Below are 18,454 nucleotides of genomic sequence, written 5' to 3' on the forward strand. Positions count from 1 at the left end.
GCAGGGTGCCCTGTCCACTTGCTGAACCGTTCGGGACGGCCTGCCCGCAACCGGGGTAGTGTCGCTCACTATGAGCGAAACAACAACGAAGTATCGCATCGCCGTCATCCCCGGCGATGGCATCGGCAAGGAAGTCACCCCCTGGGCGCAGAAGGCGCTTGAACAGGCGGTGCAGGGCGCGGCGGATTTCGAATACGAGAACTTCGATCTGGGCGCCGAGCGTTACCTGCGTGACGGTGCGATCCTGCCGGACGAGGAACTCGAACGCATCAAGACCACCGACGCGATCCTGCTCGGCGCGGTCGGCGACCCGCGCATTAAGGCCGGCATCCTGGAGCGTGGCCTGCTGCTGCGCCTGCGCTTCGAACTCGACCAGTACGTGAACCTGCGCCCCTCCAAGCTGTATAAGGGCGTCACCTCGCCGCTCGCCACTCCGGGCGAGATCGACTTCGTGGTCGTGCGCGAGGGCACCGAAGGCCTGTACTGCGGCGCGGGCGGCGCGGTTCGCCGCGACACCCCGGCCGAAGTAGCCACCGAGGTCTCGATCAACACCGCCTACGGCGTGGAGCGCGTGGTGCGCTACGCCTTCGACCTGGCCATGAAGCGCCGCAAGCATGTGACCCTCGTGCACAAGAAGAACGTGCTCGTCAACGCGGGCGACATGTGGCAGCGCATCGTGGACCGCGTGGGCCGGGAGTACCCCGAGGTCTCGCACGACTACTGCCATATCGACGCGGCCACCATCTACATGGTCTCCGACCCCTCGCGCTTCGACGTGATCCTGACCGACAACCTTTTCGGCGACATCCTGACCGACGAGGCGGGCGCCGTGGTCGGCGGCGTCGGCTATTCGGCGTCCGGCTGCATCAACGCGTGCAACGAGTTCCCGTCCATGTTCGAGCCGATCCATGGCTCGGCCCCGGACATCGCCGGCAAGGGCATCGCCAACCCGACGGCCGCCATCCTCTCCGCCGCCATGCTGCTGCGCCATCTCGGATTCGACGAGGACGCGGCGCGCATCGACGCCGCGGTCGAGGCGGACATCGCCGAGCTCGGCTCCACGCCGCGCAGCACCGACGAGATCGGCCGCGACATCCTGGCGCGCCTGTAACGCCACGGGACCGCCATATAAGTTTGCAATCATGCGCCGCGTGCCAATATGGACGCGGCGCATTGTCGTATGGGTCGTATGGCTGGGCCGGTCTGACCCGTCGATGGTGCGGAACGCCGAATCGATGTTGCTTCGGGTCGCATACCCACCCCTATGGGGTACCCAATCTGGAGAAACGTTTTATACTGGCTCCGTACCGTACCACGCCCGTGTGGTACGGAACAGAACGTTGAAAACAAGCCATTTGCGGGCTGAGGGCCGCCACGTGGTACGGTACGGAGTCTTCGGAGAGACCTCCTGTCGATTCCGTACCACGCCGAGGCCACGGATTACTAGGGGGTGCCATGGGTATGCGGCGTGGAGCGGTCAAGACGCCCGGCGGGAAACTCGTTGCCGTGACCGTGCAGACCGACCAATCGGGGCTGCCGGTCGCATGCCGGCTGGACGGCGACTTCTTCATCGACGGCGATGGCGCCCCACTGCTGCTGGATGACCTTGAACGCACGCTGTTGGCATGCGCCCGGGAGGCGTCTGTCGGTAGGACAGGCGCACAGGATGGCGATGGGAGCGCGCTGCCGGCGCCCGCCGCGCGGGAACATGCGGATGCGCAGGAGCGGGCTGCGCGCCCCAAGGCACACGATGATGGAGTGCGCGCCGATGCCGTGGCGGATGCTATCGATATCGCCGACTGGTGTGATCGGCTGCTGCAGGCTTGTGCGCAGCATGACGGGGTGCGGATGGTCGGCACCGATGCTGAGGCGATGGCGCGGGCTTTGTCCCGGGCGATGGGCATCGGTGACGAATCGGCTGCCTTTGCGGTGGGATTGAACGGCACGGTGAACGATGCCGTCACCAAGACGGGGATGCTGGCGGGCTCTCAACTGGCGGACGTGCCGCCGAACGATATGGTGGCCGACGCCGTTGCCGAGACTGGTCCTCTGGCGGGTGCGGCGTCATACGGCTTGTGCGGTCATCGTCCCGCACCACATGCCGGCTGGTCATCGGACTGGCTTGACCGTTGGCGCAGGCTTGCGCCGGTTGTCATTCACGACGTGCCCCGCAGCCCCGTCGAGCAGATGGCGATTGACGAGCAATGGGCGCGCGAGGTGGCGGCGGGGGAACGGCCGGCCAGCCTGCGGTTCTGGGAATGGTCGTCGCCCGCGGTGGTGGTCGGACGGTTCCAGTCGATACCCGACGAGGTTCATGTGGACGAGGCGGAACGACTGGGGTTCACGGTGGTCCGCCGGTGCACGGGTGGCGGCACGATGGTGGTCCAGCCGGGAGGGGCGATCACCTATTCGCTGTACGCGCCGCAATGGTTCGTGGACGGCCTGGATGCGGCGGAGGCCTACCGGTTGTGCGACAGCTGGCTGATCGACGCCCTACGGGGGTTGGGGGTCGACGCCCGGTTCCAGGGGCTGAACGATATAGCGGTGGCCGATGACACCTGCCGCGACACGGTGGGTGGACAGGATCCCGCGCAGTGGGGGAAGGCGGGAGGGGCGGCGCAACGGCGGTTTCCCGCTCCACCGGACAGTGACGGTCCGGGTGCGGTGCTGCACCACACCACGCTGGCGTATGAACTGGACGGTGCGCTGATGGCCGGGCTGCTGAACACCTCCCCGGAGAAACTGTCCGACAAGGCCGTGCGTTCGGCGTCCAAGCGGGTGGCACCGCTGGGCATGCAGCCCCCACTGCAAGGCATGGGGCGGGACAGCCTGATCCGTGCCTTGTCCAGGTCCTTAGGACAGTTCCTTCCCGCTAACAGCTAACCCGTCCGTCAACTTCTCAACTGTTAACCTATACGCGCAGATTGGCCATTTTCCGCAGCTCTTTCAACAGTTGGGGATGGAGGTTGGGCATACTTTTGTCCGTCGTCTTTTCAACTGTTGACTTATGCGCGTAAACGGCCCTGCTTCCGCAGTGTTTTCCACAGTTGGGGATGGCGGTCGTGCACGTCCTTCTGTCCGCGGCTTTTTCAACTGTTGACCAATTTACGCGGGTGGGGTGGGCGGATGGGGCTACAATATTGGGCAAGGCGAATGAGGACAATCGTCGCCGGCATACCATTGGGCTGATCGTGAGCCGGCACAATAACGGGCAGGAGGAGCGACTGGCAATGGCGACACCGAACGCGATCCCCAATGACGAGAACACGTTGCTGCATACGGCGTTGTTCAAGCAGGTCTCTCCGGAACAGGCGGAGGAGCTGCTGCCCACGCTCCACGAATCGGTGTATGACAAGGGCGAGCACATCTTCACGCAGGGGGACACCGATCATCGCATGGGGTTGTTGGAGAAGGGGCGTGTGAAGCTGACGCGCGAGTCCAACGACGGTCGGGTGCAGCTGCTGAGCATCCACGCGCGCGGCGAGGTGCTGGGCGAGATCCCGGTGTTCGACCCGGCCGGCGGCCCTCGAACCGCCTCCGCGGTGGCGATGGTGAACGGCACCCGCGTGGTGTGGCTGGAACATGACGCGTTGTTCGCGTGGCTGGACAGGTACCCGCGTGTGGCCGTGGACATGCTGCAGGTATTGGCGAACCGGATGCGCAGCAACAACGAGCGCATCACCGACCTGGTGTTCATGGACGTACCCGCCCGTTTGGCCAAGACGTTGCTGGATCTGGCGTCGCGGTTCGGTGAGCCGGTGGAGGCCGGTCTGAAGGTGCCGCACGATCTGACGCAGGAGGAGCTGGCCCAGCTGGTCGGCTCGTCACGGGAGACCGTGAACAAGGCGTTGATGGATTTCTCGAACCGTGGGTGGATCGCGCGTGAGGGGCGGTCGATCGTCATCTATCAGCCGGGTATGCTGATTCGTCGTTCGCGCCGGTAACCGGTTCGGCTGGTGGTCGCCCTGTGGCGGACCCGGTCCGATGCCCGGCGCATCGGCGACGAGCCGACGGCCGGGGCGCCGGTATGGCGCGTTCGGGGCAGTGGGGGATCCGCCCCTGTCCGGATGCCGCCGCGCATGTCGGATTCGTTGGGCTGTTTTTCAGTCATTTTCCAGACATTTCGGCCAGTTGTGATGAAATGGCAACGGACGTGGACGGGGCGGGGCGAGGTAGAGGGACCTCTTTAGAATGGGCACCATGCCGAAGAAGAAATCAATGACCATCCGTCGTGCCCTCTCGCTGGTGCTCGCCTATATCGTGCTGTGCGTCACCGGCGGCGTTGTGGCGAGCCTGCTGTTCGTGCCGGCCGTGTTCGGCGCCAACACCGTGGCGAAGGCCGTGATTCCTTCCCTGCAGGTGGAGGGGATTGATTTCGATGTGACGAGCCTGCCGCAGCAGTCGCGCATGTATGCGTCGGACGGTTCGCTGATCGCCACGTTCTATTCGCAGAACCGTGTTGTGGTGCCGATCAAGGACGTGTCCGAATACATGCAGAAGGCGATTGTGGCCCGTGAGGACCGCCGCTTCTTCGAGCATTCCGGCGTTGACGTGCAGGGCGTCATGCGCGCGTTCATACAGACGTATGTGCTCAAGCGCGATATGCAGGGCGGTTCGTCGCTGACCCAGCAGTACGTCAAGAACGTGCTGATGGTGCAGGCGCGCGAGGACAACGATCCGATCGCGGAATACCATGCTCAGGAGAGCACGATCGCCCGTAAGCTACGCGAGATGCTGATCGCCGTGCAGATGGAGAAGATGTACTCCAAGCCGGAGATCCTGCAGGGGTATCTGAACATCGCCCAGTTCGGATCCAACAATCTGTATGGCGTGGAGACCGCGGCGCAGCGGTACTTCAACGTGCACGCCAAGGATCTGAACCTGGTGCAGTCGGCCACCATCGCCGCCATCACCAAGAACCCCGCGGGCCTGGACCCCTCGATCCCCGAGAACCAGGAGGATTCGGAGAATGAGCGCAACATCGTGCTCAAGCTCATGCTGGACCAGGGCCTGATCGAGCAGGCCGAGTATGACGAGGCGGTGAACATCCCGCTGGTGGATACGCTCAATATCCAATCGGTGAACCAGGGCTGCCAGTCGGCCGGCAACGCGGCGTTCTTCTGCTCGTACGTGACCACCAAGATCCTCAACTCCGAGGAGTTCGGCGAAACCGAGGCGGACCGTCAGAAGCTGCTGAACGAGGGTGGTCTGGACATCTACACCACCATGGACGTGAACGCCAACAACGCGGCCATGCAGGCGGCGAACGACACAATCCCGGCTTCCGACCCCTCCGGCATGGAGGTCATGATCGCGGCCATCAAGCCCGGCACCGGCGAGGTGCTCGGCTTCGGCATCAACCGCACGTATGACGCCACCGATGCGGCGGCCAGTGACCAGACCAAGACCTCGATGAACTACATGGTCGACCAGGTCGACGGCGGCGGCTGGGGCGTGCAGGTCGGCTCCACCTGGAAGCCGATCAACATGGTGGCCTGGATGCAGCAGGGCCGTTCGATCAACGAAAGCCTGCGCACGTCCACGTCGTACCCGCTGAGCAACTTCAACTGCGGCAACTACACGTTCGCCAACACCAACTGGAAGGTCGAGAACTCTGGCGGCGGCACCGTGAACCCGGAGACCCCGCTGCAAGGCCTGATCCGTTCGCACAACACCACGCAGGCGTCCATGGCCTCGCAGATCGGGTTGTGCGCGATCGCCGACGCGGCCACCGCCCTCGGATACCACAATGCACCGTCGTCCGCCATGGACGTGTATTCGAGCAACTCGTTTAACGCCCCGATGACCATTGGCGCCGTGCAGGCGTCCCCGCTGACCATGGCCAACGTCTACGCCACCCTGGGCGCGAACGGCGTGGCCTGCACGCCGATCGCCATGACCCGCGTGACCGACAAGAACGGTGACGAGATCGACGTCCCGCAGGCCGACTGCCATCAGGCCATCGATCCGGAGATCGCACAGACCACCGCGTACGCGCTCAACCAGGGCGTCGTGACCGCCGGAGGCGAGGCGGCGACGACCCAGCTGGACAACGGGCGCAAGACCTTCGCCAAAACCGGTACGAACGAGAACACGTACATGCTGACCGCCGGCTTCGTGCCGAACGTGGTGTCCGCGTTCGTGGCCGTCGGCGACGCCCAGGATCCGACCCACAATACGTTCGACAACAAGACCATCAACGGCGTGTACCGCTCCGAATGGTTCGGCATGTACATCGCCACCCCGGCGTGGAAGCAGTTCATGAACACGTATCTGAACGCCATCAACGCCCCGATCGACAACAACTATGGCAATCCGGCGCAAAAGTACCTGACCGCTTCGGGGGTGCGGGCCACCACGAACAACCAAAACAACCAGAGCAACCAGACCACGCAGAACGGACAACAGGCGCAGAACCAGAACCAGGAGGGCCAGTAGCCCCGCTCTGCGGCCGTGGTAGCGCACGGTTCGGGTTACGTAGTTTGGAACGCCCGCCGACATTCGGCGGGCGTTCCGCATATCCCCGCATACAATAGGTGACATCATCGCACAAGGGAGGCAGGATGATGCAGGACGATCTGACCCATGACAACTTCGACTTCCGTGGATTCTCCAAGGAGAACCGCCACGAGACCGAGCTGATTCGCGACGAGGAGGAACGCTCGTCGAAGAAGCCCGCCAAGGCGGGCAAAGCCGGCAAGAACAAGGCCGGCAAGAACGCCAAGGATGCCGGCCGGGAGCGCAAGGCCGAGAAGGCTGGGAAGGCGGAGAAGAAGGCCGCCGCGTCGGCCAAGCCGCGGGGCAAGCGCCCGCTGCTGTTCACACCGATGCAGCTGCGTGGCCTGACCGTGCGCAACCGCGTGTGGCTGCCCCCGATGGATATGTATTCGGCGTACGCCCGGGACGGCAAACCGACGCCGTTCCACTACCAGCATTACGTGTCCCGCGCCCTCGGCGGCTTCGGTCTGATCATTGCCGAGGCCACCGCCGTATGCCCCGAAGGACGCATCAGCCCCAAGGACGTGGGGCTATGGGAGGATTCGCAGATCGAGGCCTGGCGTTGGATCGTGCAGGGCGTCAAGGATGCGGGCGCGGCCATGGCCGTGCAGCTCAACCACGCCGGGCGCAAGGGATCTACGGGCTGCTTCGGCGTCGGCCATGACGGTGCGAGCGTGCCGGTTGAGGAGGGCGGGTGGCAGACCGTGGCGCCCAGCCCCAACGCCTATGGCTCCTATGCCGCGCCGCGCGAACTGAGCGTGGATGAGATCCATGCGATTGTGGGCCAGTTCGCCGCAGCCGCCGGGCGCGCGGTGGCCGCCGGGTTCCAGGCCGTCGAGATCCACGCCGCGCATGGGTATCTGATCTCGCAGTTCCTCGATCCGCTGGTCAACGAGCGTACCGATGAGTATGGCGGTGACCTGAACGGACGCATGCGGTTCCTGGTGGAGATCGTGGACGCGGTCCGTGCCACGATCCCGCAGGACATGCCGTTGCTGGTGCGCATCTCCGCCACGGACTGGGCGGCCGGAGGCTGGGATCTGGGTCAGACGGTTGCGGCGTCGCGCGTGCTGAAGGATCACGGTGTGGATCTGGTCGATGTCTCGACCGGCGGCATTGTGCCGGATGTCACGATTCCGGTCAAACCGAACTATCAGGTGCCGTTCGCGGCCCAGGTGCGTGCCCAGGCCGGTGTGCCGACCACGGCGGTGGGGTTGATCACCAAGCCGAAGCAGGCCGAGAAGATCCTGCGGGCGGAGCAGGCCGACGCCATTGAGATCGGGCGCGCCGCGCTGCGCGATCCCGCATGGCCGATGCGCGCCGCCCACAAGCTGGGGCTTGCCCCGGCCGATCTGCCGTATCCGGATCAGTACATCCGCGGCGCCTACTGACGTGCTGCGCCGCGCTCGTTGAAGCGCGTGTCGTCATCATCGCGTGACGACACGCACTCCTGGGAAGACGGTTGAGGGTGTGTCGTCAATGGTCTGTGACGACACACCCTCGCATGATGTGGTAAACGGGCGTGTTTGCCGCGTTTGTCGTGGTCCTCAGGCGTCGATGCCTACGGCCTCGGAGACGTGCGCGAAGCCGTCGCGCTTGAGCAGGCTGGCCAGACCGCGCTTGAGCACGGTGATCTGCTGCGGGCCGCGGTACATCAGCGAGCTGATGAACATGACCAGGCTGGCGCCGCTGCGAATCTTGGCGTAGGCCTGCTCCGGGGTGAACACGCCGCCGATGCCGGCGATGGCGAACCTGTCCCCGAACTCGCGGTAGGTGCGGCGGACCAGCTCGTTGCTGGCACGGTAGGTCGGCCCGCCGGACAGGCCGCCCTCCCAATCGCGGGGGATCTCCAGCCCGGTGCGGTCCTTCTGCAGGTTGGCGATGCTGACGCCCTGCACGTTGTGCTCGGCCAGCACGGCCAGCAGGTCGCGGAACTCCTCCCAGCTCTTGTTCAGAGGCATCTTGACCAGCGTGGGCTGCGGGCGGTCCACCGTGTCCAGCACGGAGAACAGGCGGTCGAGGTTCTCGGGGCTTTCGGTGAACGGCTCTCCGGCGCGGGTGTTGGGGCAGGAGACGTTGATCTCCACCATGGCGCTGCGTCCGGCCGCCCGTTCCAGCGAGATGCGGTAGTCCTCGATGCCTTCGTCGATGTCCCCGGCCAGGTCGTCATTGGTGCGGGCGATGGAGACGGAGACCTGCAGGGACCGGGCCTTGGTCCAGGCCTGCTCGGCGCGGGCGATCACCTTGTCGCTGCCGTCGTTGGCCAGACCCACGTGCACCATCATCGAATCGTATTCGGGCAGGCGGTGGAACCACGGCTTCGGGTTGCCGGCGCAGGGGCGGGAGGTGGTCGAGCCGACGGTTTCGAACCCGAAGCCGGCGTTGTCCATCAGCACCGGCATATCGCAGTTCTTGTCCAGGCCGGCGGACAGGCCGAACGGGTTGGCGAAGTCCACGCCCATCACCGAGGTTTCGAGCACCGGGTCGGTGTAGTTCAGCATCTCGCGCAGCAGCCACATCAGCGGCGGGATGTTGCCGGTGACGCGGCAGAACTCGATCATCTGGTCGTGCGCCACGTCCGGGGTGTGGTTGAACACGAAGTTCGGTTTGACGATGTGCTTGTATCCGAACGTGAACAGGTCGGTGGTGGCTTTGTTGACGGCGTCGTGCCAGAAGCTCTCGGAAACGTAGGTCATGCATCCATTGTGTCACTGGCGGTGGGCATGCGGCGCGGGGTGCCGGAATCGCGCGTCGGGCGGTGGTTCGTCCGACAGTCCGAGGAATGTTCGATTTTGGTTGATTTTTCGATATTTGTGATAATTTCGGCGTGTCGTGATGTGATTTTTGCGGTCAAAAGTTGTTGTTTTGGGTGAAGATGTGCGATAATGTTCACATGATTTCATCGCAACGACAGCATCTGATCCTGAGCCGGTTGCGCACCAGAGGCGCCGTGCGCATCACCGCGCTATCCAAGGAGCTGGGTGTCTCCGCGATGACCATTCGCCGTGATATCGCCGAACTCGCCGACAAGGGTCTGCTCAAGCGTGTGCATGGAGGCGCCGTGACGACCAGCACCCTGCTCAGCGAGCCGCTGTTCTCCGTCAAGTCGCAGATGGATGTCGGCCTCAAGGACGCCATCGCACGGGAGGCGGTCGCCTATGTGGCCCCGGGCGACGTCATCGCCATCGGCGGCGGCACCACGGCGTATGTCTTCGCGCAGCACCTGCTCGAATCGCAACAGGCCAGCGGCATCACCATCCTGACCAACTCCATCCCGGTCGCCGAGCTCGTGCAGGCGCTGGAGTCCAAGGACGTCGAGGTCATCGTCACTGGCGGCGTCATCACCCGCTCGAACTCGCTGGTCGGGCCCATCGCGGACAAGGTCATCGCCTCCCTGCGCGTGAACACCGTGTTCCTGGGCACCCATTCGGTATCCGTGCCGCGCGGCTTCCTGATGCCGAACTCGCTGGAGGCCGCCACCGACATGGCCATGATGGACATCGCCGACCGCACCATCATCCTGACCGACCACACCAAGTGGAGCAGCACCTCCCTGTCGCTGTTCGCGCGCTTCGACCAGGTGGACACGGTCATCACCGACGACGGGCTGGACCCCGACTCCGTCGCCAAAACCAGGGATTTGGTAAAAGAACTCGTTCTGGCCCACCAGAGCGAACCTACCGAGGAAAGTGAGTGATCACCATGAGTGAATACGCGAATTACACTCCCGGTCCCTACGCCGCGGAGAACATTCGCATCACGCCGACCACGCTGGCGGACGGTCGTGATTTCTTCTATCTGGATGATGATCCGGAATATGTGAGCAGTGCGAAGACGCGTGAGCTCAACGATCCGCGTCAGCTGGCGTACCGCTTCGCCAACCAGCTGAACGCGGCCGGCGAGGAGGTGCCGTACGCGGCCCCGGAGATGCGCCGCGACCCGCTGACCGGCGACTGGATCCCGATGGCCACTGCCCGCATGAACCGCCCGATCACCGCCGGCCCCGGCGCCACCGCCAAGGGCAACCCGCTCGCCGCGCGCAAGCCGGGCGATCCGTACCAGGACGGCGAGGTGCCGGACACCGACTACAACGTGGTGGTATTCGAGAACCGCTTCCCCTCGATGGTCCGTGTGCCCGGCCGTTCCGACGCCGTGGAATACGTGGACGGCAACCCGCTGTGGGAGAAGAAGATGGCAGCCGGCCGTTGCGAGGTCATCTGTTTTGACCCCGATGAGGACGGCCTGCCCGCCAACCTGCCGGTCAAGCGCCTGCGCACCGTGGTGGAGGCCTGGGCCTTCCGCACCGCCGAAATCTCCACGATGGAGGGCATCGAGCAGATCTTCCCGTTCGAGAACCACGGCCAGGAGATCGGCGTCTCGCTGGCCCACCCGCACGGCCAGGTGTACTGCTACCCGTTCATCGCCCCGAAGATGGAGGCCGAGCTGCAGCACACCGAAGCCTACTTCGAGAAGACGGGCGGCAACCTCCTGAAGGACATTATGAACGCCGAGATCGAGGCCGAGGAGCGCATCGTGCTGCGCAACCACAGCTGGGTGGCCTACGTGCCGGCCGCCGCCCGCTGGCCTCTGGAGGTGCATGTGGCCCCGGTGCGCGACGTGCTCACCCTGGATCAGCTGGACGACCAGGAGCGCTGGGATCTGGCCGAGATGTACTCCGCCCTCCTCAAGCGCGGCAATGCGTTCTTCGACAAGGGCGACGGCCTGGGCATGGATCTGCCGTACATCGCCGCCTGGCACCAGGCCCCGATCCACGACGCCCGCCGCGAGCACTACCGCCTGAACCTGCAGTTCTTCTCGTTCCGTCGCGCCGCCAACAAGATCAAGTACCTGGCCGGCTCCGAATCCGGCATGGCCGCCTGGATCTCCGACACCACCCCCGAACTCATCGCCCAGCGCTTCCATGAGCTCGGTCCGATCGACATCGCCGACTGATCCGCGAGTGAAAGGGAACAACCCACATGACTTCCGTTGAATTCATCGAACCGATCAGCCATGACGACGGCGTCGCCCGGGCCACCGAACTGTTCCGCGCCACCTTCGGCGAGGAACCGGCCGGTGTGTGGGCCGCGCCGGGCCGCGTGAACCTGATCGGCGAGCACACCGATTACAACGCGGGCCTGTGCCTGCCGATCGCGCTGCCGCACCGCACCTTCCTGGCCCTGAAGCCGCGCGAGGACACCGCGGTCCGCCTCGTCTCCGACGTGAACCCGACCGCTGTGGCCGAAGCCGAGCTCGACGGCCTTCAGGCCCGCGGCGTGGACGGCTGGGCCGCCTATCCGACCGGTGTGGCCTGGGCCATGCGCGAGGCCGGATTCGACCAGGTGCGCGGTTTCGACGCTGCGTTCGTCTCCTGCGTGCCGCTCGGCTCCGGCCTGAGCTCCTCCGCCGCCATGACCTGCTCCACCGCGCTCGCGCTGGACGACGTGTACGGCCTGGGCTACGGGGCCACCGACGAGGGGCGCGTCACGCTGATTAATATGGCCATCAAATCGGAGAACGATATGGCCGGCGCCTCCACCGGCGGCCTGGACCAGAACGCTTCGATGCGCTGCACCGCCGGCCACGCGATCCGCCTGGACTGCATGCCGGGCCTGAGCGCCGTGGACAGCGTCTCCCAGCAGGAGTTCGACCTGGACAAGTACGGCCTGGAGCTGCTGGTGGTCGACACCCAGGCGCACCACCAGCTCAATGACGGCCAGTACGAGCAGCGCCGCCGCACCTGCGAGCAGGCCGCGGAACTGCTCGGCTACGAGCATCTGCGCGCCGTGGCCGAGGCGGTCGCCTACTCCACGGATCCGGAGGGTTCGCTCGCCGCGGTGCTCAACTGCCTGAACGACGAGACGATGAAGAAGCGCGTGCGGCACGTCATCACCGAGATCGGCCGCGTCGACGAGTTCGTCAAGGCGTTCGCCGCCGGCGACATCGCCGAATCCGGCCGCCTGTTCAATGCCTCGCACGACTCGCTGCGCGACGACTATGAGGTCACCGTGCCCGAACTCGACGTGGCCGTGGACGTGGCCCGCGCCAACGGCGCGTATGGCGCCCGTATGACGGGCGGCGGCTTCGGCGGCTCGATCATCGCCCTGGTCGACAAGGGCCGCGGCCGCGAAGTGGCCCAGCTGATCGCCGACGAGTTCGAGGCCCGCGGCTTCCACGCGCCGCGCGCGCTCGCCGCCGTCGCCTCCGCATCCGCCAGCCGAGAGGACTGAGTTCCACCCGGTATCCCGAGGAGTCCACGGGATTCCACGGGGATCACGGGCCGCCGTCTCAAGGTTTGCGGATTGACGGAATCCCGTGATGTTCCTCGGGTTTCCGCGGCTTTTGCGCTGAAGTATGCGACTGGGGAAGGGTCTGATAAGGTCCTTCCCCAGTCGTTTTCGTATGTGTTGTGCCCTGGGCTCGTGGATGTGTGCCGTCTGAGTCCGCGCTTGCGTCCGAGTCTGCGGCTGCGGCGATGCGGCCTGTGCCGCCGACGCGTTGTGAATCGTCAGGTGATATTCTGGTGTATTACACGTATTACAATACTGTGTGGGGTGATTGCTGTGACGATGGCGATGGTGACGGCCCGCGTGGATGCGGAGCGCAAACGTGAAGCGGAGGCAGTGCTCAAGCGGCACGGTCTGACATATTCCGACGTGATTCGCGATCTGACGAATTACCTGGCGGATACCGGCGAGCTGCCGGAATTCGAACGGATTACGTTGGACCTGGTGCGTCGGCGGGAGATGGAGTGCAAATTGGCGATCATCGAAATGTTCGCCAACGCCGAGCTGCCCGCAGTGGAGGGTGGCCTGTCTGATGAGGAAATCGTCGAACAGGAACGTCTGCGCAAGGCGGGTGAACCATGGTGAAGCTGTTGTTCGATACCAATATCCTGTTGGACCTGTGTAATGCGAACAGGGCGCCGTTCCATCAGGATTCTTTGGATTTGCTGGGCCGTTGTGTGCGCAGAGGGGACGTGGAGATGATGGTGTGCGTCGCCTCGCTCAACGACGTGTATTACGTGCTGCGTCGCCATTATGGTAGTGAGAGGCAGGCTCGGCAGTATGTGGGCAAACTGATGGAGCTGTTCGACGTACGGCCGCTGTTGCCGCGTCATGCGCGTCGTTCGCTGGCATCGGACGAGCCGGATTTCGAGGACGGTCTGATTCGTGCCGTGGCCGAAGATGCCGGGGTTGATGTGATCGTCTCCCGTGACGGCGCGGCGTTTGCGGGTTCGTCCATTCCCCGCAAAACCGCGAGGGAGTGTCTGGAGGCGATGCTGTAGCGTTGCTGTTGACGTTCCCTGCGGATACACTGGCTGAAGGAAGTTCCGCCGGAAGCCGTATGTTGTTGGGGCGTTCGGCGCGATCTATGTGAGGGATTAATGGGCGGACAAACCGAAACACAGCCGCAGCGGCATATCGTTGAACGCATCATGCGCCCAGTGCACGCGAAGTCCGGGGGAGGGGCGATCCCGCTGGAGGTGTGCGCCGTCGTCTCCGGACTGCTGCCGCTGATTCCAGCGTTCAGTGACGCGCTGTGGTACGACGAGAGCTATTCGGTGGCGCTGGTCGGACACAATCCGCGCGATATCTGGACGCTTGGCGCGCAGGATGTGCATCCGATTGGCTACTACATGCTGTTGGCCGTGGTGCGGGCGGTGTTCGGCGGGAACTTCGTCGCATACCGCATACTGTCGGTGGTCGGCATCTGGTTGGCTGCGGCGGTCGGAGCTATGGCATTGCGACGGATGTTTGGGGCTCGTGCCGGATATGTGTTCGCGCTGCTGGTCTGTTGTTGTCCGTTTCTCGGACAGATGGCGGTGCAGATCCGCATGTACTCGTGGGCCGTGTTCGCAATGACCGCGTGTTTCATGGCGGCGATGTCGATCTGTCTGACCGCCAGACGCGGCCGCTCTCCGCAGCTGTTCAGCTGGGCGGCGTTCGCGCTTGCCGGCGTATGCGGCGCCTACCTGCATTACTACGCCGCAGTCACCGATTTCCTGATCAATGTCATCGTTCTGGTCGTCTGCTGCCGGAATCGGCGGCGTTCGCTGGTGATGGCATTCGTCGTGCAGGCTGTGGCACAGGTGGCGTTGTATGCGCCGTGGCTGATCGTGATGTTCAGCCAGGTGTCCCGTGTGTCGGGTGGGTACTGGATTACGTTCAGTTTTCCGCAGTCGTTGATTGAGGTGTGGGGGTACCCGATGGCGATCGCCGGAGCGCCGATGTGGTTGGGAGGCATGCTTTGCGCGGTGCTGACGGTCGGCGGTATTGCTGTGGCGGTGCTGTGGCGTAGGCAACGCGCGGATCAAGGCCAGTCGGAGCGCCGTCCTCTGCTGGGGGCGGATCGTCGTTTTGTCGTAATCTGCGGCGTGGCCGTGTATGTCGGATTGCTGGCGTTCGCCGGTGTGGCGTCCGTGGTTCTGCAGCAGGATGTGTTGTTGTACAGGTATCTCGTGGTCGCGTTGACCGCGCCGCTGGTCGCTCTGGCGATCGTTATCACAGCAGTGTGGGAAGGTTCCGTAGCGAGGTCCGCGGTGCGACGGCTGGTCGCGGCACTGGCGATTCTGTTGGCGGTGTGCGCCGTAGTGAACACCGGTGCGTTGGCGGGGCGGTCGTTGAGTCCACGGAATGCCGAGCCGATACATGATATCGAACGCACTGTGGCGGCGGTGCGGGGGCATGTTGCCGTACTGTCGGACACGCCTCGGGCGATGGGCGTGCTGTCCGTCACCCACCCGGAACTGGACAACGTGTACTGTTCATGGACCGAACGGGCGTGGTGGGACCAAGGCGCCCTGGCCGCGTTCGATACCAGTTTGCGTGTCGCCGATGACTGGAAGCGGGCCGTCGGCGATGCGGATGAGGTGATATTCGTGCGCACCGCAAAGCCCAATGATCATGCGCTTGCTGATATCGATGCCATGCCGGGGCTGCGCAAGATCGACGAACACACATATCTGCATCCGTGGGATTGGGAATATTGGGTGATTGGGTGGTACGAGGTGGACGGGCCGGTCGGATTCGGCACGGCAGCCGGTCACGGCGCGCCGGCAGCGCATGGGATGGGGGATTCCGATGAGTGAACCAGGATGCGAATCGCAGTTGTTGTCGGTGGTGGTGCCTTGCCATAACGAAGAGGAATGCCTGCCGTTGTTCTCCAAGGCGATTGTTGGCGTGGCGAGTGAGTTGTTCGAAACGTATGACGGCATGCGGGTGGAACTGGTGTTGGTCGATGACGGCTCATCCGACGGCACGCTTGCCGAGATGAAGCGGATCGGCGAGTCGATGGGCGGCGAATGTGGCGGCAAGCTGATTGTTCGGTGGGTGTCGTTTTCCCGTAATTTCGGTAAGGAAGCGGCGCTTCTGGCCGGTTTGCGCCGTTCGACCGGCGATCTGGTCGTGACGATGGATGCCGACATGCAGGACCCACCCGCGCTGATCCCCGACATGGTACGCACGCTGATGACGAATCGTGATGTGGATTGTGTGGCGGCCCGTCGTGTGTCTCGCCGGGGCGAACCGCCGATTCGCTCACTGTTCTCCCGACTGTTCTATCGGATGCTCAACGGTGTGTCCGCGGTTCCGGTACCGTCCGGTGCCCGTGATTTTCGGATGATGCGTCGTATCGTCGTCGACGCGATTCTGTCGATGCCGGAACGCAACCGTTTCACCAAGGGGTTGTATGGCTGGGTCGGATTCCGTACCGTCTGGATCGACTATCCCAATGTGTCCCGGGCGGCCGGACGGACGAACTGGAATTTCTGGCGGTTGGCCATGTACGCCGTGGAGGGGATCACCTCCTGTTCGACGGTGCCGCTATCGATCGCCTCGTGGGTCGGCTTGTTGTTGTGCGTCGTGGCGTTCGCGACGACCTGTTTCATTGCGGTGCGGGCGTTGGCGTATGGCGATCCGGTGGCCGGCTGGCCTTCGCTGGCGTGCATCGTGACGTTCATCGGCGGTTTGCAGCTGATGTGTCTGGGGATTATCGGCCAGTATCTGGCGAAGACCTACATTGAGACCAAGCATCGCCCGGAATATGTGGTGCGTGAGGAGGGCGGTTCATCCGCCGAGGCTTGACGCCGGCAGACCCTATACTGGGGGCATCCAATCAAACGGCATCTCGCAAGAACTAGGGAGACCATCGCATGAACAAGGCCATCATCACCGTCGTCGGCCAGGACACCGTCGGCATCATCGCCCGCGTCTGCACGTATCTGGCCGAGCACCATGTCAACGTGCTCGACATCTCGCAGACCATCATCGACGGCTTCTTCAACATGATGATGATCGTCGACTATGCGAACGTCGACACGGAGTTCGGCACGATGGTCACCGACCTGGACGCCCTCGGCGAGCAGATCGGCGTCAAGATCCGCTGCCAGCGCGAGGAGATCTTCACCAAGATGCACCGCGTCTGACGACTGTCCTGCCCAGCAGTTCGCCACGCACCCATCCAATCCGAAGATCGCACCGAAGGGAACATGCACATGCTGAACATCATGGAGGTCCACGAGACCAATCAGATGATCGAGCAGGAGAAGCTCGACGTCCGCACCATCACGATGGGCATCTCGCTGCTCGACTGCGCCGACGCCGACGTGGACGTGGTCGCCGATAACATCTATCGCAAGATCACCACCTACGCCAAGGATCTGGTCGCCACCGGCGAGGCCATCGAACGCGACTACGGCATCCCGATCGTCAACAAGCGCATCACCGTCACCCCGATCTCGCTCGTCGGCGCCAGCGCCTGCAAGTCCTCCGAGGACTTCGTCAAACTCGCGCACGCGCTCGACCGCGCGGCCAAGCAGGTCGGCGTGGACCTGATCGGCGGCTACTCGGCGCTCGTCTCCAAATCCATGACTCCGGCCGAGGAGATGCTCATCCGCTCGCTGCCGCAGGCGTTGAGCGAAACCGACATCGTCTGTTCGTCGGTCAACGTCGGTTCCACCAAAACCGGCATCGACATGAACGCCGTCGAACTGCTCGGCCACATCATCAAGGACATCGCCTACAACACGCGCGACAATGACAGCTACGGCTGCGTCAAGTTCGTGGCGTTCTGCAACGCCCCGGATGACAACCCGTTCATGGCCGGCGGCTTCCACGGCGTCACCGAGGGTGACGCGGTAATCAACGTCGGCGTCTCCGGCCCCGGCGTGGTCTCCCGCGCGCTCGATGAGACCAAGGGCCGCGACTTCGAATTCCTGTGCGAGACGATCAAGCGCACCGCGTTCAAGATCACGCGCGTCGGCCAGCTTGTGGCGCAGGAGGCGTCGCGCCGGCTCGGCATCCCGTTCGGCATCATCGACCTGTCGCTGGCACCCACCCCGGCCGTCGGCGATTCGGTCGGCGAGGTGCTGGAGAAGATCGGCCTGGAGCAGGTCGGCGCCCCCGGCACCACCGCGGCGCTCGCGATGCTCAACGACCAGGTCAAGAAGGGCGGCATCATGGCGTCCTCGTACGTGGGCGGCCTGTCGGGCGCGTTCATCCCGGTCTCCGAGGACAAGAACATGATCGATGCGGCCGGCGCCGGGTGCCTCACCATCGAGAAGCTTGAAGCCATGACCTGCGTGTGCTCGGTCGGCCTGGACATGATCGCCATCCCCGGCGACACCACCGCGGCCACGATCTCCGGCATCATCGCCGATGAGGCGGCCATCGGCATGGTCAACCAGAAGACCACGGCCGTGCGCATCATCCCGGTGTACGGCAAGGGCGTGGGCGATTCGGCGGAATTCGGCGGCCTGATGGGCTACGCGCCGATTATGCCGGTCAACCAGACCAGCTGCGAGGCCTTCGTGACCCGCGGCGGCCGCATCCCCGCGCCGATCCACAGCTTCAAGAACTAGTCGGCAGTGACGGCGGCTCCCTCCGATTCGGGTCGGCCGTTCACAATCGCTGTCCAGCCCCCTCCAATGAGGGGGCTGCGTTGTTATCGATGTCTT

The 18,454-nt window shown here is 64.2% G+C and carries 15 protein-coding genes; 14 read left to right on the forward strand and 1 reads right to left on the reverse strand.

Annotated elements, in window-relative coordinates:
* The first annotated feature begins 70 nt into the window (after positions 1–70).
* The 5 genes from BIGA_RS01855 (at position 71) to BIGA_RS01875 (ending at position 7,889) form a co-directional block, all read left to right on the forward strand.
* A complete protein-coding gene (locus tag BIGA_RS01855; protein WP_033506664.1) occupies positions 71–1,111 on the forward strand; it encodes a 3-isopropylmalate dehydrogenase in 1,041 nt (346 codons plus the stop codon).
* Between the two features lie 344 nt (positions 1,112–1,455).
* Positions 1,456–2,883 carry a lipoate--protein ligase family protein gene (locus BIGA_RS01860; RefSeq protein ID WP_034259570.1) on the forward strand — a complete coding sequence of 476 codons (1,428 nt, stop codon included), beginning with the start codon at positions 1,456–1,458 and terminating at the stop codon, positions 2,881–2,883.
* A gap of 341 nt (positions 2,884–3,224) precedes the next feature.
* Positions 3,225–3,944, forward strand: coding sequence for a Crp/Fnr family transcriptional regulator (locus BIGA_RS01865; RefSeq protein ID WP_193345848.1), 720 nt, complete (start codon positions 3,225–3,227; stop codon positions 3,942–3,944).
* 256 nt (positions 3,945–4,200) lie between these two features.
* Positions 4,201–6,438 (forward strand): transglycosylase domain-containing protein, encoded by a 2,238-nt coding sequence (locus BIGA_RS01870; protein ID WP_152595985.1) that lies wholly within the window; start codon positions 4,201–4,203, stop codon positions 6,436–6,438.
* A gap of 125 nt (positions 6,439–6,563) precedes the next feature.
* Entirely contained in the window at positions 6,564–7,889 is a 1,326-nt protein-coding gene (locus BIGA_RS01875; protein WP_033506668.1) for an NADH:flavin oxidoreductase/NADH oxidase, read from the forward strand.
* A gap of 156 nt (positions 7,890–8,045) precedes the next feature.
* Here the strand turns inward: BIGA_RS01875 and BIGA_RS01880 are convergent, their stop codons facing one another.
* Positions 8,046–9,194, reverse strand: coding sequence for a quinone-dependent dihydroorotate dehydrogenase (locus tag BIGA_RS01880; protein ID WP_033506670.1), 1,149 nt, complete (start codon positions 9,192–9,194; stop codon positions 8,046–8,048).
* A gap of 197 nt (positions 9,195–9,391) precedes the next feature.
* On the opposite strand from BIGA_RS01880, the gene BIGA_RS01885 reads away from it, so the two are divergent.
* The 9 genes from BIGA_RS01885 (at position 9,392) to BIGA_RS01925 (ending at position 18,358) form a co-directional block, all read left to right on the forward strand.
* The gene (locus BIGA_RS01885) at positions 9,392–10,195 is read left to right on the forward strand and encodes a DeoR/GlpR family DNA-binding transcription regulator (protein WP_033506672.1); all 804 of its coding nucleotides are present in this window, start codon (positions 9,392–9,394) and stop codon (positions 10,193–10,195) included.
* Positions 10,196–10,200: 5 nt separating this feature from the next.
* Positions 10,201–11,451, forward strand: a complete 1,251-nt coding sequence (gene galT / locus BIGA_RS01890; protein ID WP_033506789.1) for a galactose-1-phosphate uridylyltransferase — start codon at positions 10,201–10,203, stop codon at positions 11,449–11,451.
* Between the two features lie 26 nt (positions 11,452–11,477).
* Complete coding sequence (galK, locus tag BIGA_RS01895; RefSeq protein ID WP_033506674.1) at positions 11,478–12,728, forward strand: galactokinase; 1,251 nt, start codon at positions 11,478–11,480, stop codon at positions 12,726–12,728.
* Between the two features lie 324 nt (positions 12,729–13,052).
* Positions 13,053–13,370, forward strand: a complete 318-nt coding sequence (locus BIGA_RS01900) for a type II toxin-antitoxin system RelB/DinJ family antitoxin (RefSeq protein WP_202805495.1) — start codon at positions 13,053–13,055, stop codon at positions 13,368–13,370.
* Entirely contained in the window at positions 13,364–13,786 is a 423-nt protein-coding gene (locus BIGA_RS01905) for a PIN domain-containing protein (protein WP_033506678.1), read from the forward strand. The genes BIGA_RS01900 and BIGA_RS01905 overlap by 7 nt, the downstream gene beginning before the upstream one ends.
* 99 nt (positions 13,787–13,885) lie before the next feature.
* Positions 13,886–15,589, forward strand: a complete 1,704-nt coding sequence (locus BIGA_RS08900) for a glycosyltransferase family 39 protein (protein WP_051917002.1) — start codon at positions 13,886–13,888, stop codon at positions 15,587–15,589.
* Complete coding sequence (locus tag BIGA_RS01915; protein WP_033506680.1) at positions 15,582–16,583, forward strand: glycosyltransferase family 2 protein; 1,002 nt, start codon at positions 15,582–15,584, stop codon at positions 16,581–16,583. The genes BIGA_RS08900 and BIGA_RS01915 overlap by 8 nt, the downstream gene beginning before the upstream one ends.
* 68 nt (positions 16,584–16,651) lie before the next feature.
* Positions 16,652–16,924, forward strand: coding sequence for an ACT domain-containing protein (locus BIGA_RS01920; protein WP_033506682.1), 273 nt, complete (start codon positions 16,652–16,654; stop codon positions 16,922–16,924).
* 69 nt (positions 16,925–16,993) lie between these two features.
* Complete coding sequence (locus tag BIGA_RS01925) at positions 16,994–18,358, forward strand: PFL family protein (protein WP_033506684.1); 1,365 nt, start codon at positions 16,994–16,996, stop codon at positions 18,356–18,358.
* The last annotated feature ends 96 nt before the right edge of the window (positions 18,359–18,454 follow it).

Source organism: Bifidobacterium pullorum subsp. gallinarum (assembly GCF_000741215.1).
GTDB lineage: Bacteria > Actinomycetota > Actinomycetes > Actinomycetales > Bifidobacteriaceae > Bifidobacterium > Bifidobacterium pullorum_B.